The following is a 16640-nucleotide window of genomic DNA, read 5'->3' on the forward strand; positions in this document are numbered from 1 at the left end:
CACCTCCACAATCGCCTGTGCACAGCAACGTTACCCCGTACGCACCGATTATATTACCAGTAGTAAATTTATTAAAAGTATTTCCTCTTATCTTGAAATGCCCTCTCGGTTCGTTCTGGGGCGACAAGGAAAATATTAGGATTTGAATTCGCGATTGTCCACTAAAAAATCGATTGAATCGGGCTTTTTTAATGTTCTTGAACTTGAGCTTGCCTAAAATATTCGCAGAATTTTTTGGAAACAATTATTACGGCGAATCTTTAACCGGGAATGCTTTCTGAAATAATATTGCCTATCTATTTAAGTGCTGCAGGCGGCGCTCCGAAGCGGCGCCGATCTCGCGCGATTGTTCATGCCCAAGTGCGTTGACGGGAAGCGCGCTACAGGTCGTTTTGACGAATCCCCCCGCCAGTTTGGCCAACTGTTCCGTCGGCGCGGCCAGCCGGTCAACTGTGCAAGGATCTTGCACCGCCAAAGCGCTGCGGGCACAGCCGGCCAGTGGGGCGCAGGCCGTGCAGTCACCGGTGCCGGCGCAAGGTCGACCAACTGCCGGCGTTGGACAGCATCGTCGCCGTGCGCGCGGCGCCAGGAGCGAGCAGTCGTCGATCGCGCACCCAAAGATCCGGGGCCGCCTAGCTGGTGCGTACGCCGCGCGCGGCCGGGATCCGGCCGGAGCGCTGACACGCTGCTGTCATATTTGGCAACTATGATCGACAACTTTCCAGCGCATCCACGGAGCATCGATGTCCACCAGCCGCCGTACCTTTCTCAGCCTGGCTTCGGCCGGCGCCGCCAGTTCCTTGTTTCCCGGCCTGATCCGCGAAGCGCTCGCCGTGCCGGCCAATAACGTGACCGGCACCATCGCCGACGTCGAGCACGTGGTCATCTTCATGCAGGAAAACCGCTCCTTCGACCACTATTTCGGCAGCTTTCCCGGGGTACGCGGCTTCGACGACCCACGCGCGATCACGCTCCCCAGCGGCAAGCCGGTCTGGTACCAGCCCGACGCCGCCGGCGGCCACGTGCTGCCGTTCCACTTCGACGCCAAAAACACCAGCGCGCTCTCGCTCGGCACCGATCATTCATGGAAGGGCTCGCAGGCGAGCTGGCAGGGCTGGGATGCCTGGGTCAAGAAAAAATCGCCGCAGAGCATGGGTTACTTCGACCGCGGCGACTTGCCGTTCTACTACGCGCTGGCGGATGCCTTCAGCATTTGCGACGCCTACCACTGTTCGATTTTCGGCCCCACCGATCCCAACCGCTTTTACTCGCTGTCGGGCACCAGCCGCGGGCGCATGGGGGCGCTGGGCAGCCTGTACAACGTAAGCGGCGCCGGCTATTACAACAACGATCCCGCCCGCGACAACCTGTCGCCCGCCGTCACCGCCAGCGCGCCCACCTGGCGCACCTATGCCGAGGTGCTGGAAGCGAACGACGTCAGCTGGAAGGTCTACCAGGAATGGGATAACTACGGCGACAATTACCTGGCGTATTTCCGGCAATTCCGCGTCAATCCGGACGGCAGCCGCCTTGCGCCCGACAGCCCGCTGGCGCGCAAGGGAAGGGCGCTGGCGCCCGGCTCGACCGAGGCCAATGCGCGCGGCACCAAAGGCGATTGGCTGGTCGCCGACTTCGCCAGCGACGTGCGCGACAACCGCCTGCCCAAGGTGTCGTGGATCGTCGCGCCCAACGACTACACCGAGCACTCGCCCAACTCGCCCAATGCCGGCGAAAACCTGACGGCGCGCCTGCTGGCGGCGCTGGTGGCCAATCCGGCGGTGTGGTCGAAGACGGTATTCCTGCTGACCTACGATGAGAACGATGGCTTCTTCGACCATGTGCCGCCGAACATCCCGCCGCTTGACCCGTCCATGGGCCGCACCACGCTGGCCGAGATCGGCTCCGATGAAAACCTGGCCGGGGTGCCGGTCGGGCTGGGCCCGCGCGTGCCGATGCTGGTCATTTCGCCGTGGAGCAAGGGCGGGCGCGTGTGCTCGCAAGTGTTCGATCACACCTCCAAGCTGCGCTTCCTGGAAGAATGGCTCACGCTCGGCCTGAAAAAGAACCGGGCCAGCGTCACGCTGGAAAATATCTCGCCGTGGCGGCGCGTGGTGTGCGGCGACCTGACCTCGGCCTTCGATTTCAAATCGCCCAACAGCGCATGGCCGGCCAGCGTGCCGGCGTCGACCCGCTACGAGCTGGTGTCCGGCAAGCCCTATCCGGCACCACCAGCGCAGCAGAGTTTGCCGCTGCAGGAACCGTGCAAGACCGTCACCCGCACGCGCCATGCCTGTGCGCTGCCGTATGTGCTGAGCGCGCACGCGGCGGTCACGCCCGGCAAGCAGCTCGAACTGTCGCTGCACAACAGCGGCAAGGCTGGCGCGGCCTTCATCGTGTATTCCAGCGTGCGCAGCGACGGGCCGTGGTACTACACGGTCGAAGCGGGCAAGCGCATCGACAGGGAAGTGTGGAACTGGAGCGGCGCCCGATATCACCTGAGCGTGACCGGTCCGAATGGCTTTCTGCGCGAGCTGGCCGGCAACCTGGCGGCGAGCGCCGCGCGGCCGGAAGTGCGGGTCAACTACGAGCTGGCCGGCGCCAACGTGGAGTTATTGCTGTCGAACGCGGGCGGCACGGCGGCCTGCACCTTCACCGTGGTGGACAACGCTTACGGCGCTGCCGCGACCACCTGGACGGTGGCGGCCGGCCGCCAGCAACTGGTGCAGTGCCAGCTGGCGGGCAGCTTCGGCTGGTACGACTACAGCATCGGCTGCGACGCCGATCCGCGCTTCCTGCGCCGCGTGGCGGGCCATGTGGAGAGCGGGGCGCCGGGCCGCACCGATCCGGCCATCGGCGCCAACCGGCGCCGCGTGGTGCTGACGGCCAGCGCATCGGTCCTCCAGCGCGGCGCGAGCCTGGGCGTGACCTATGCGGCGCCGGCGGGCAAGCGCGATCCGAAAAACTGGGTCGGCCTGTTTGCCGCCAACGTCGTGCCGGGCAGCGCCGGGCAGGCCGCGCTGCAATGGGCCTACGTGCCGGCGGCGAACGGCACCCATACGTTCACCACGGCGGGGCTGGCGGTGGGCGATTACGCCGTCTGGTATTTCCACCAGGGCGGCTACACGGCCCTGGGCGAGGCGGTGACGGTGAGCGTGACGCAGTTTGCCACCAGCACGCCAGCGCTTACGCGCGGCGCGCCGCTGGTGTTCACCTTCGCGATTCCAGCCAGCCGCGTCAGCGCCAAAAACTGGATCGGCGTCTACCGCGCCGGCACCTCGCCGGGGGCGGGCAGCTCGGCCATCTGGCAGTACGCGGCGCAAGCCGGGGCCAGCGTCACGTTCGACAGTAGCAGCCTGACGCCGGGCACCTACAGCGCCTGGCTGCTGCACAACGATGGATACGGCGTGCTGGGCGGGCCGCTGGCCGTGAGCGTCGCATGATCTCTTCACTTCACCGGAAAACCAGTATGTTCAAACACATTAATCGGTTCATGATCGGCATCACCTTGCTGGCGCTGTGGACGGCAGGCGCCAGCGCGGGCGTGCTGCGGGTCGGCCAGCGCAGCAGTCTGGAACAGGCGGGCCAGATCTTGCAGCGCAGCGACTTCGACGATTTTGGCGCGGGCTTTCACTTTCCCGGCAGCGCCTTCGCGCGCGGCGGCGTCCAGTACACCTCCGCCGAAAACCTGGTGGTGGGCGCTGGCAGCGGCCTGTCCATCGGCCAGCGGCGGGCGGTGATGTCGAACGAGTACTGGTCGCCCATCAGCGCCAGCATCGCCAGCGACATCCCCTACACCTTGTTCGGTTTCGATGCGGCGGTCACGCAGGGCATGGTCGACCTGATCGTGGCGACCAACCTGGGCAGTTACCGCTTCGATGGCATCGCCTTGCAGGATGGCGCGCGCAGCCTGGATTTCCTCGGTTTCCAGGCCACCGGCGGCGAGTATTTCACCGGCTTTGAATTGCGCAGCATGGGCGAGGGTTACCTGGCCGGCATCACCAACGTCGCCTTGGGCAGGACCGGCACGGCGCTGCCGGAGCCGGGCGGCATGGTCTTGTTCCTGCTCGGTGGGGGCATGCTGGCGCTGGCGGGAATTGGCCGGCGCCGCGCCGCGCGCTGACGGCCGGGGCGTCAACAAAAACACGGCGCGCGCGTTGGTGCTTATGATGACGCTGGAACCGCGCGCTCCGTGTCAGCAACAACCGCCAGCGAGAAAATGCACATGAAAAAAATCACCACCCGCCTGGCCACGATGGATGCCGTCGACCAGCTCGCCGTCATGTTCGACGACTACCGCCAGTTCTACGAACTCGCGCCGGACCTGGTCCTGTCGCGCCAGTTCATCCTCGACCGCATGCTCGGCTGCGAATCGGTGCTGATCCTGGCCGAAGACGAAGAGGGCGTGGCCGCCGGTTTCTGCCAGCTCTATCCGACCTATTGCTCGCTCACCGCCGCCCCCATCTGCGCGCTGTACGACCTGTACGTGCGGCCCGAGGCGCGCAAGCTCGGCGCCGGCCGCGCGCTGTTGCTGGCAGCCGAGGCGCATGCCATGCGCAACGGCGCCGTGCGGCTCGACCTGACCACCGCCAAGACCAACCTGGCGGCGCAAAACCTGTACCAGGCCCTGGGCTGGAAACGCGACGATATTTTCTTCGCCTACAGCAAAACCCTGGCTGCGTAGCTTGATCTGGCGCAAGCCCAGGCGATATCTTTTTCACCCATTGCGGAGCAGGGTCAAACAGGCGTACATTAGCGTCTTCATAAGCTTGATCAGGAGATCAGCAATGGGTTCCAGTAAATTGATGCGCTTGAGTTTGCTTGCAGCTGTCGCCCTGGGCGTCACCGCCGTTCCGTGCGCCTCGCGGGCGGATGAAACCTGTAATTCCCCGTACATGTCGGGCCTGATCAAGGGGCAGGAAGATTTCCTGTACGTGTGGACCCTGGGCGTGAAGGGCGTGGGCGACGGCTTCGACAAACTGGTCACCATGGATGTCAATCCGGCCTCGAAAAAATTCGGCCAGGTGATCGGCCACGTCTCGGTCGGCAAGCGCGGCGAAGCCCATCACATGGGCTTTACCGATGACCGCCGCTTCCTGTGGGCGGGCGGCCTGGACGACAGCAAGATCTATGTGTTCGACGTCCACACCAACCCGGCCAAGCCGAAGCTGGTCAAGACGATCGACGACTTCGCCAAGCGCTCCGGCCTGGTCGGTCCGCACACCTTTTATGCGCTGCCGGGACGCATGCTGATCGGCGCGCTGTCGAACGACAAGGACCGCGGCGGCGTGACCGGCATGGCGGTCTACAACACCAAGGGTGACTTCATCGCCAGGCACGCGATGCCAACTACCGACGGCGGCGACGGCTACGGCTACGATATCGCCATCAGCCCAAGCAAGAACGCGATGCTGACATCGAGCTTTACCGGCGCGGTGAACTACATGACCGATCTGGGCAAGCTGATCAAGGACCCGGCCGCCATGAAGCAGTTCGGCAACACCATGGTGATGTGGAACCTGAAATCGATGCAGCCGGAAAAAGTGCTCAACGTGCCCGGCGCGCCGCTGGAAATCCGCTGGTCCCTGAACGAGGGCGACGAGTGGGCCATCACGGCCACCGCGCTGACCTCGAAAATCTGGCTGGTCAAGAAGGATGCCAGCGGCGCCTGGCAAGCCAAGGACGTGGCCACCATCGGCGACCCGGCCAAGGTGCCGCTGCCGGTCGACTTGTCGATCACGGCCGACGGCAAGGGCTTGTGGGTGAATACCTTCATGGATGGCACCACGCGCTACTTTGACATCAGTAATCCGGAAGCGCCCAAGGAAACCTATTCCAAGCGCACCGGTTCGCAGGTGAACATGGTCTCGCAAAGCTGGGACGGCAAGCGCCTGTACGTGAGCAGTTCGCTGCTGGCCAACTGGGACAAGAAGGGCGCCGACGACGAGCAGTTCGTCAAGCTGTTCGCCTGGGATGGCAAGGAGCTCAAGGAAACCTTCAAGGTCGACTTTGCCAAGCTGAAGCTGGGCCGCGCGCACCACATGAAGTTCGGCGCCGCGGGCGCCAAGCTCAGCGCCGATGCGGGGCAGGGCGCAGCGCGCATGGCGGGCCGCTGACTTGCGGCGTGTGCACGGGTGGGCGCTGGCGGCACTGAGCGCGCTGGCGCCGTACGCGCTGGCGGCGCCGGCGCGCCAGTTCGTGCTGCCGGCGCCGGGCGCCTACAAGCTCGAACGCATCCTCAAGGCGCCTGACGGCGTCGTCCTCGACAGCGACGGCAGCCGTCACCGGCTGGCGGAATACACCACCGGCAAAGTCACGCTGTTTTCCTTCATCTATACCTACTGCACCGACGCGCGCGGCTGTCCGCTGGCCTACGCGACCTTGCATACGCTCAAGAAAACCCTGGGCAAGGATGCGCGCACGCGCGACCGGGTGCGCTTTGTCAGCATGAGTTTCGATCCCACCTACGATACGCCGCCCGCCATGCGCAGCTACGGCGGCGCGGATGCGCGCGACCGCGCCAGCGTGGAGTGGCGCTTCCTCACCAGCCCCGCCAGCGCCGCACTGGCGCCGCTGCTGGACGGCTTCGGCCAGGATGTGTCGGTGGCCGCCGAACGGGCGCCGGGGCAGCGCCTGCCGACCCTGAGCCACCTGCTCAAGGTCTATCTGATCGACGCTTCCGGCAGCGTGCGCGAAATCTATTCCACCTCGTTTCTTCAGCCCGATGTGGTGCTGAACGACATCCGCACCTTGCTGCTGGAAAACGCCTCCAAGCGCTGAGCAATACTGCGTTTATAGCAATAAGATATTTATGTCAATTTCCAAAAAAGTATAAATTATGGCGAAACGCATGTTTTTCGTCATGGCTTAATATTACTCTTAAGAAATTCCAACTCGGCAGCTTGTGTTATCTCCGCTGTAAGGGCGCTCCGCACGGACCGTCCGTCATAGGGAAAACCTGGGTCAAGACGCGCGCCCGGCGCCAGCCGGGACGCCGTCCTGACGCTCCTATGACGCGCCCATTTTCATTAAAAAATTCCCTTGTGGAAACATCTAGAATGTTAATACTATGCGCACACAGTTGTTAGTGTTGCATATTTGTATCATTTCCATTAAGAACTTTGTAAGTCGTTGCTTATCTGAATATAATGTCGACGCGCAAGAAAAGTGTTGTCGATGCATCCATGTCCGCAGTGTGCCTTTCCTCCGCGTCGTTCCCGTTTTAATTCCCAATCGCAAAGCGATGCCGTGTGCATGGCGGGCGATTTGTTGTCGTCCGCATTCTTAATTGATGAAGCCAATAATGTTCAAAAGCGCCTTACAAGTGGTGAAGTCCCGATCCTCGCGTGTGTTCGCATGCCTGCTCCGGGTATCAGCGATTGCCTTGCTGGGGCTGCCTTTGCAGGCAGCCGCGGTCGACCTGCTGGTATCGCAACTGACCGACACGCCCGACCCGGCCGTGCGCGGCGGCACCATCCTGTATTCCGCTTCCGTCACCAACAACACCAGCGACGTCGCCAATAACGTCAAGGTGGTGTTCACGCTCGATCCGCAGACCAGCTTCGTGTCGGTGTCCGATCCGGCCTGCGTGCACGATGCGGGCACCAACAAGGTCACTTGCAGCTACGCCACGGTGGCGGGCGATGGCGCCGGCGCCGGTACCGCCGACCTGCTCGACATCGACCTGACCGTGCGCGCCCTGGCCACGGCCGGCCAGACGGTCAACCTGCTGGCGGCGGTCAGCACCACCGATGCCGACAGCAACGCCGGCAACAATTCGCTGTCGCAGCTGACCACGATCGACAACGGCGCCGACCTGTCGCTGGTGCTGAACGGCTCGCCCGCCAGCCTGATGGCCAGCGGTACGCTGGTGTACACGGCGAACCTGACCAACAACGGTCCCGATGCGGCCGGCGCCACCCGTGCCACCTTCACCCTGAGCCCGAACCTGAGCTACCTCTCGGCGGCCGGTTCCGGCTGGTCGTGCGGCGCGGCGGGGCAGGTGGTGACGTGCGACCGTCCGAGCGCAGCCAAGGGCGCCTTGCCGGACATTATCATCAACACCAAGGCCACCGGCACCACCACCGGCACCATCACCAGCACCGGCGTGGTGACGATCAGTGGCAGCGCGACCGACTTCAACAACGCCAACGATGCCTCGTCGGCGAATACCACCATTACCGTCGGTACCGACCTGGCCGTGACCAAGACCGTGTCCCAGGCCCTGGTCGGCAGCGGCCAGCCGGTCAGCTTCACCCTGGCGCCACGCAACCTGGGCCCGATGCCAGCCACCAATGCGGTGGTCAGCGACAGCGTGCCTGCCGGCTTCGCCATCATCAGCGCGAGCGGCACCGGCTGGACTTGCACCGTCAACGGCCAGAATGTCAGCTGCACCCGCGCCAGTTTCGCGGCCGGCACGCTGCAGGACATCGTCATCAGCACCACCGCCCCGGTCGTCGGCGTGCAAACCCCGGTCACCAACACCGCCACCATCGGCAGCGATACGCCCGATGGCGACCCGGCCAACAACAGCGGCTCGGTCAACATCAGCATCGTGCCGGACGGCGTCGATCTGTCGATCACCAAGGCCAAGACCCCGAATCCGGTGGCGCAGGGCGCCAATATGGTCAGCACCATGCGCGTGACCAATCACGGCCCGCGCGCGGCCGCCATCGGCGAAGTCAAGATCGTCGACACCTTGCCGCCCGGTGAAACCTTTGTCAGCGCCAGCGGCGCCAACTGGAGCTGCGCCCCGCAAGTCGGCCAGGATATTACCTGTACCTATAACGTGGCATTGGCGCTCAATGCCTCGACCTCGAACCTGGGCCTGACCACCACCGCCACCCTGTCCGGCACCCTGACCAATACCGCCTGCGCCGTGTTCACCGATAGCGGCGGCGTGCAAGCCGATCCGGTGCCTGCGAATAACTGCGCCAGCGCCACCTCGGTATCGACCCTGACCCCCAACTCGGCCGACTTGCAACTGACCAAGAGCGCCGCTCCCGGCACCCTGGACTGGAATGCGCCGACCATCACCTACCTGTTGACCATCACCAATGCCGGTCCGGCCGAATCGACCAATGTGATCCTGTCGGACTTGATTCCTGGCCATATCGCCGGCAAGACCGTGGTGAATGCCTCGAAAACCGGCGGCACCAGCCCGGCGGGCTTTACCTGCACCACCGGCGCGATGGTCACCTGTTTCCTCAGCAGCGGCACGATGGCGCTCGGCAGCACGGTGGAAATCAGCGTGACGGTGACCCGTCCGCTGCTCGACAGCACTGGCCAGCCCGGCAATAAATGGGTGAACTCGGCCAGCGTGCGCTCGAACGTGCAAGGCGATCCGGTGCCGGCCAACAACGTCGCGACTGCCGACGTGATCGTCGATCCGGTCGCCGACCTGACCATCACCAATACCGTCACCCCAGGTTCGGTGCCTGCCGGTACCAACGCCACCTACGTGTTGACGATCAATAACAACGGTCCGTCCACGGCGAATGGCGTGACCGTGGTCGATGTATTCAATATTCCGGAAGGCTCGATGACCTTCATCTCGGCCGTCGCCAGCAATGGCGGCAGCTGCGCCTATGACGCCGCGGCCAAGACCCTGAACTGCACCATGGGCAACATGGCGTCGGGCGCGACCCGCACCGTGACCATCACGGTGCGTCCCGACTATATGGATAACGCGCCGAATCCGCGCAATATCGGCAGTACCGCCACGGTGGCCACCAGCAGCAACGAAAGCGACTACGCCAACAACAGCGGCACCAATGCGCTGGCGGTCACCGCGGCCACGCTCGACCTGCTGGTCAACAACACCGACAACGTCGATCCGATGGGCTTCGTGCCGGCTGCCGCCGGCCCGGTGTTCCCGGACAATGTGGTCACCTACCGCAATACCATCACCAACCGTGGTCCGTCGGTGGCGACCCACCTGGTCCTGACCTATCTGATGAAGCCGCCTGCCGGCAAGAGCATGACTTTCCTGGGCGGCAAATTGCTGCCGGACGGCCAGGCGTATGCCAATTACTGCACCCAGGTCGGCAATGTGGTCACCGGTCCGGCGCAGATGAGCATCACCTGCAATTTCCCGACCAGCGACATTTTGATGGGCAACAACGCCAACACCGACCTGTACCTCGACTTCCACGTGGACTCCCAGCCGACCGGCTCGGGCGACACCTACCAGTCGACCGTCAGCGTGTCGTCGCGCGAGCCGGAACAACTGATGCCGAACAACTCGGCCGACCAGAGCACCACCATCAAGATGCGCGTCGACCTGAAACTGACGAAAGCCGCGTTCGCCTATAACGGCAGCGCCAACGCGCTGGCCACTGCGGTGCAACTGCGCGAACCGTTCTTCTGGGTCCTGACCCTGAACAACGCCGGTCCCGGCAACAGCAGCGGCACCGTCGTCAGCGACAGCCTGCCAGCCGGCCTGACGCTGTACACCGGCGGCGCGGCCGCGCCCTACAACGCGGCGCCATACACCGCCGGCCTGACCTGGAGCACCAACAACGGTGCCCCGACCAGCGGCACCTGCAGCGCGGGCGCCACGATCAGCTGTAACGTCGGCCTGCTGGAAAGCGGCAAGGCGGCCACCGTGCGCATTCCCGTGATCGCCACCGCCGTCAATGCGGCGCTGGAAAACTGCGGCAACGCCAGCACCAACGATGTCGAGCGCAGCGCGGTCGATAACCGTGGCTGTGCCACCGTTGCAGTGCAGCGGTCCTCGATCGCCGGCTTCGTGTATGAAGACGGCAACAACGACGCGGCCAAGGGCGCGGGCGAAAACGGCATTAGCGGCGTCACCCTGCGTCTGGATGGTGTCGATATCTACGGCAATACCGTCACCAATGTCACCACCACCACCACGGCTGGCGGCGCCTATCTGTTCGACAACCGCTCGCCAGGCACCTATAAAGTGAGCGAAGTGCAGCCCGCCACCTACCTCGATGGCAAGGAAGCGGCCGGCAGCGTGGCCGGCAGCGCCAGCGACGCCAGCGGCGACGAGATCAGCAACATCGTCCTGCCGGCTTCCACCAACGCCACCGGCTACCTGTTCGGCGAACTCAAGCCGGCGACCCTGTCGGGCTTCGTTTTCGTCGACCTCGACACCGACGCCGTGCGCGACGTGACGAACGTACCGGCCACCGACGAAAGCGCGGGCGTGACCAGCGTGACCATGACCCTGACCGGCACCGATGATCTCGGTCCGGTGAACGCCACCGTGCCGACCGGCGCCAACGGTGCGTACAGCTTTGCCAACCTGCGCCCTGGTACCTACCAGGTGGTGCAGGCGACCCTGCCGGGCGTGACCCACACCGGCATGACCATCGGCAGCAAGGGCGGCAATGACGGCGCGACCGCGCTGGCCGCCAACACCCCGGTCATCGGCGCCACCAAGCGCACCATCGGCAATGTGCCGCTGGTGGCGGGCGACGCCGCCGTCAACTACAACTTCGGCGAAAGCGGGCAGGGCCTGGGCGGCATCGTCTATGCCGACCTGAACAACAACGGCATCAAGGATGCGGGCGAACCGGGCATTGCCGGCGTCTCGGTCACCCTGTCGGGCAATACCTCGACCGGCACCAGCGTGTGCGTGGCGATTTCGCCAAATCCGTGTACCATCGTCACCGACAGCAGCGGCGGCTACGGCTTTGCCGGCTTGCCAGCCAGCGATGCCACCGGCTACGTGCTCACCGAGCAGAGCCAGGCCAGCGCGCCGCTGTCGAGCTACGCCGACGGCATCGACACGGTCGGTACTGTCAATGGCGTGGTACGCGGCAGCAAAACCAATGACAAATTCAGCGGCATCGTGATCGGCACCGGCCAGTTCGGGAGCAATTACAACTTCGGCGAATCGTCCGCCAGCCTGGCGGGCAAGGTCTACCTCGACGCCGACCGCAGCAATACCCTGAACGGCGCCGACACCCTGCTGCCGGGCGTGACCGTGACCCTGTCGGGCACCACCGCGACCGGCGCCAATCTGTGCACCATCGTGAGCAACTGCGTTGGCACGACTGACGCCAACGGCAACTACTTGTTTACCGGCCTGCCGGCGAGTAATGGTGCCGGCTATACCGTCACCGAAACCCAGCCGGTCGACTTCATCGACGCCACCAACACCCTCGGCACCGGCGCCACCGTGCCCGGCAACCTTGGCTTGGCACCCGGCAACAGCGCCTTCACCGGCGTCGTGCTCACCGGCGGCCAGAAGGGCATCGATTACCTGTTCGGCGAAGCCACCGGCAAGCTGAGCGGCTTTGTGTATGCCGACAAGAACAACAATGGCACGATGGATGCGGACGAAAGCGGCATTGCCGGCGTGACCCTGAACCTGAGCGGCACGGCGGCCAGCGGCGGCAACGCCTGCGGCACGCCGACCTGCGTGGCCACCACCGGCCCGGACGGCGCGTACACCTTCAGCTTCCTGCGTAACGCCAACGGCGCCGGCTACACCGTCACCGAAACCCAGCCGGCCGCTTACCTCGACGGCATCACCCGCAAGGGTAATGTCGGCGGCGCCGCCTGCGCGGGCTGCGTCGATAACGTTGCCAACGTGATCGGCACGATTGCGTATGCCGTTGCGACCACGCACACCGACTTCAACTTCGGCGAACTGGTGCCGGCCAGCATCAGCGGTACCGTGTATGCGGACAGCAACCAGGATGCCAGCGTCACCACTGGCGAGCAGATCGCCGGCGTGACCGTCACCCTGAGCGGCACCGATGACCGCGGCGCGGCCGTCAGCCTGAGCACGACCACCGCGGCCAATGGCACCTACCGCTTCGACAAGCTGCGTCCGAGCAGCGGCGCCGGTTACACCGTGACCGAAACCCATCCGGCCGGCTACAACGACTTCCCGGGGAACACCGGCAGCCAGCCAGGCACCATCGGCGGCATCACGACCGGCGTGGCGGTACCGAACAGCATCGGCGGCCTGCCGCTGGCGCAGGGCGACAATGGCGTGAACTATAACTTCCGCGAAATCGGTGCCAGCATCGCCGGCGCCGTGTATTTCGACGCCAACGACAACGGCGTGCGCGACAGCGGCGATACGCCGCTGGCGGGCGTCGTCGTGCGCCTGACCGGCCCCGTGCCGCGCACCACCGTCACCGGCGCCGATGGCAGCTTCCTGTTCACCGGCCTGATGGCTGGCACCTACACCGTGGTCGAAACCCAGCCGGGTGGCGTGTCCGACGGCATCGATGCCGCCGGTTCGGTTGGCGGTACCATCAATGCCCCGAAAAACAGCATCACCGGCATCAATCTGACGCCGGGCACGGCCGCCGTGAACTATCTGTTCGGCGAGCGCGGCGCACCGAACACCGGTTCGCTGGCCGGTACCGTCTACGTTGACACCAACAAGGATGGCAAGCGCGATACCAACGAGCAATTGCTCAACGGCGTCACCCTGACCCTCAAAGGCAGCGACGGCACGCTACGTACCGTCCAGACCGATACCAATGGTAATTACCTGTTCCCGGTGCTTGCGCCTGGCACGTACACCCTGGTTGAAACCCAGCCAGCCGGCCTGTCCGATTTCGAGGCTGCCACCGGCACCAAGATCGGCACCCTGGGCGGCGGCACCGCCGGCCTGAACACGGTCGCCACCATCGTCATTCCGCCAGCAGGCGGCGCGGCGACCGGCTACGACTTCCGTGAAATCAATCCGGTGAGCACCGGCCTGGCCAAGCTCGGCGGGACTGTGTATGTCGATGGCAACAAGAACGCCAAGCGCGAGCCTGGCGAAGCATTGCCTGGCGTGACCGTCACCCTGACCGGTGTCGATGCGAATGGCGTGGCCATTCCGGCGCGCACCACCGTCACCGGCGCCGACGGCAGCTATCTGTTCACCGACCTGGTTCCGGGCACCTACACCGTGGTCGAAACCCAGCCGGCAGCCTATGGCGACTTCCCGACCAACACCGGCAGTGCCCTGGGCACCGTCGGCGGCACGCTCGACAAGGGCCCGAACAAAACCATCGGCATCGTGCTGGTGGCGGGCACCGATGCGCGCGACTACGATTTCCGCGAAGCGGGCAGCAGCCTGGCGGGCGTGGTGTACCGCGACGATAACCACAACGGCGTGCAGGACGCCGGCGAGCCAGGCATTGCCGGCGTGCCGGTCAGCGCCATCGGCGGCAAGGGCGAAGCAGGCCGTGCCACCACCGATGCGGATGGCCGCTTCCTGATCGTCGGCCTGCCGGCCGACACCTACAGCCTGGTGGAAACCCACCCGGCCGGCTACACCGATGGCAAGGAAACCCCGGGCAAGATCGCCGGTGTGGTCGTCGGGTCGGTCGATAACAGCGCCTTCGACAACACGGCGCCGAAGAACACCATCTCGGCCATCAAGCTGGGCGTGGCCCAGGATGGCACCGATTACCTGTTCGGCGAACGCCGCGCGCGTCTGGAAGGCTATGTATATGTTGACGCCAACCACAACGGCCAGATGGACGCGGGCGAAACCCCGTTGCCAGGCGTGCACGTGAGCATGACGGGCATCGACGCCTGCACCATGGGCTGCGTGGCCGTCACTGGCGCCGATGGCAAGTATGTGTTCGAGAACCTGGTTCCCGGCCGCTACACCCTGCTTGAATCGCAGACCGACCTGCCAACCTCGAAGTACATGGATGGCAAGGAAACCGCTGGTGTCGCAGGCGGCAAGGTCGACAACAGCAGCTTCGGCACCGCGCCGTCGCAAAACACGATCGCCCAGTTCGACGTGACGAACGACATCATCGCGGCCAATGGCGGCGTGGTGGGCGGCTACCTGTTCGGCGAACGCCTGCGTCCGGGTCCGGCAACCCGCGCCCCGATCATCAGCGGTTACGTCTGGATGGACCGCGGCCACACCCGCAACCGTCCCGAGAACCATGAAGGCGTGAAGGATTGGACCGTGGTCCTGACCCAGAACGGCAAACCGGTTTGCACCGTCAAGAGCGATGCCAAGGGCTACTACCAGTTCGACAGCCTGCGTTGCCCTGGCTACGAAGGCACGGGCTTGCCGACCGGTCCCGGTTTCGAGATCGTGTTCACCAAGGATGGCAACGGCATGCCGATCGTCCCGACCTCGGCCGGCAATGCGGGCACGCCGGTGGTAGGCAAGATCACGGGCATTACCTTGACCGACAACAGCGACATTACCGAGCAGAACTTGCCGCTGACCCCGTCTGGCGTCGTGTACGATAGCGCGACCCGTCAACCGGTGCGTGGCGCGGTCGTGAGCGTGACTGGCCCGGCTGGTTTCAACCCGGCGCGTCACTTGCTGGGCGGCGTGGAAGCGCTCAACCAGACCACCGGCAGCGATGGTGTGTATCAGTTTGGTTTACTGAACGATTTCCCGGCCGGTGTCTACAAGCTGGCGATCACCAGCTATCCGGTCGGTTATGTACCGGCTGAATCGGCCAAGATCCCGGCTTGCCAGGGTGCCGCCAGCGTGATGGCCAGCACCAATGCGGCGCTGATCCAGAAGTCCGACGGCGCTCCGGCGCCCGGCGTGAACCTGCACAAGCCGAACGCTTGCGTCGGTGCGGTGCCGGGCGGTGCGGACACCACCCAGTATTACTACACCTTCACCGTGGGCACGAATGGCGCCCCGGTCGTGAACAACCACCTGCCGATCGACAAGATCGAAGCGGCTGGCCTGGCGCTGACCAAAACCGGCGACAAGCAGCAGCTCGAATTTGGCGAAAGCCTGCTGTACACCGTGACCGTGCGCCAGACCAGCGGCAGCGCGGTAGCCCAGGCAACGGTGCGCGACAGCCTGCCGGCCGGCTTCTCGCTGGTGCCTGGCACCGTGAAAGTCGATGGCAAGCCGGTCGCCGATCCGGTGCCGGCGCTTGGCCCGGTCCTGGCCTTCAACCTGGGTCCGCTGGCAAGCAACAAGCAAGCCGTGCTGACCTACCGCCTGCGTGCCGGCGTCGGCAGCCTGCAGGGCGATGGCATCAACCGTGCGATTGCCTACGCCTGTAACGTGGCCGGCGGTTGCGTCACATCGGGTGCTTACCAGCCGCTGCCGGGCGCGTACCCGTCCAACAAGGCCGAGTACAAGGTGCGCCTGAGCGGTGGCGTGTTCACCGAGCAAGCCTGCGTGGCCGGCAAGGTCTTCGTCGACTGCAACGGTAATTCGGTGCAGGACAGCGAAGAGCTGGGCGTGCCGGGTGTGCGTCTGTACCTGGAAGACGGTACCTCGTTCACCACCGACGTGGAAGGCAAGTACAGCTTCTGCGGCCTCTCCCCGAAATCGCACGTGCTCAAGGCCGACAGTTTGACCTTGCCACGCGGCAGCCGCTTGACCACGACCAGCAACCGCAACCTGGGCGATGCCAACAGCATCTGGCTGGACACCAAGAATGGCGAACTGCTGCGCGGTGACTTTGCCGAGGGTTCGTGCTCGGCGCCGGTCATCGAGCAGGTGAAAGCCCGCCGCAGCCAGGGTGGGGGACGCGCGCCGGAAACGGAAGCGATCCGCCTGCCAGGCCTGAAGTTCGACAGCAAAGCACCTGCCGCGCCGCGGCAGGCGACCGACAGCGCCAACCAGGAACTGGTCAAGCCACGCCAGGGAGCAATCCCTGCCGGCGCGGGAGAAGCCCGTGCGCAATAAGCAACCATCCCGCCTGGCCCAGACGAAC

The 16640-nt window shown here is 64.7% G+C and carries 6 protein-coding genes; all 6 read left to right on the top strand.

The window, feature by feature from the left end; all coding sequences use genetic code 11:
- Positions 1–743 precede the first annotated feature (743 nt).
- Positions 744–3440 carry a phosphocholine-specific phospholipase C gene (locus tag PO883_RS09475; protein WP_289309534.1) on the top strand — a complete coding sequence of 899 codons (2697 nt, stop codon included), beginning with the start codon at positions 744–746 and terminating at the stop codon, positions 3438–3440.
- A 26-nt stretch (positions 3441–3466) separates the two neighbouring features.
- Positions 3467–4120 (top strand): hypothetical protein, encoded by a 654-nt coding sequence (locus PO883_RS09480; RefSeq protein WP_289309535.1) that lies wholly within the window; start codon positions 3467–3469, stop codon positions 4118–4120.
- Positions 4121–4222: 102 nt separating this feature from the next.
- On the top strand, positions 4223–4681 hold the full coding sequence (locus PO883_RS09485) for an N-acetyltransferase (protein ID WP_289309536.1): 459 nt from the start codon (positions 4223–4225) through the stop codon (positions 4679–4681).
- Between the two features lie 103 nt (positions 4682–4784).
- Positions 4785–6113: a selenium-binding protein SBP56-related protein gene (locus PO883_RS09490; RefSeq protein ID WP_289309537.1), complete on the top strand. Its 1329-nt coding sequence runs from the start codon at positions 4785–4787 to the stop codon at positions 6111–6113.
- Positions 6114–6123: 10 nt separating this feature from the next.
- Positions 6124–6777, top strand: a complete 654-nt coding sequence (locus PO883_RS09495; protein ID WP_289309567.1) for an SCO family protein — start codon at positions 6124–6126, stop codon at positions 6775–6777.
- Positions 6778–7396: 619 nt separating this feature from the next.
- Positions 7397–16612: an SdrD B-like domain-containing protein gene (locus PO883_RS09500; protein WP_289309538.1), complete on the top strand. Its 9216-nt coding sequence runs from the start codon at positions 7397–7399 to the stop codon at positions 16610–16612.
- Positions 16613–16640 lie beyond the last annotated feature (28 nt).

Source organism: Massilia sp. DJPM01 (assembly GCF_030348125.1).
Taxonomy (GTDB): Bacteria; Pseudomonadota; Gammaproteobacteria; order Burkholderiales; family Burkholderiaceae_D; genus Telluria_A; species Telluria_A frigida.

What these genes read in the sequence shown, in the direction of transcription:
- PO883_RS09475 (WP_289309534.1), top strand. Translation starts at nt 744, where the DNA reads ATGTCCACCAGCCGCCGTACCTTTCTCAGCCTGGCTTCGGCCGGCGCC.
- PO883_RS09480 (WP_289309535.1), top strand. Translation starts at nt 3,467, where the DNA reads ATGTTCAAACACATTAATCGGTTCATGATCGGCATCACCTTGCTGGCG.
- PO883_RS09485 (WP_289309536.1), top strand. Translation starts at nt 4,223, where the DNA reads ATGAAAAAAATCACCACCCGCCTGGCCACGATGGATGCCGTCGACCAG.
- PO883_RS09490 (WP_289309537.1), top strand. Translation starts at nt 4,785, where the DNA reads ATGGGTTCCAGTAAATTGATGCGCTTGAGTTTGCTTGCAGCTGTCGCC.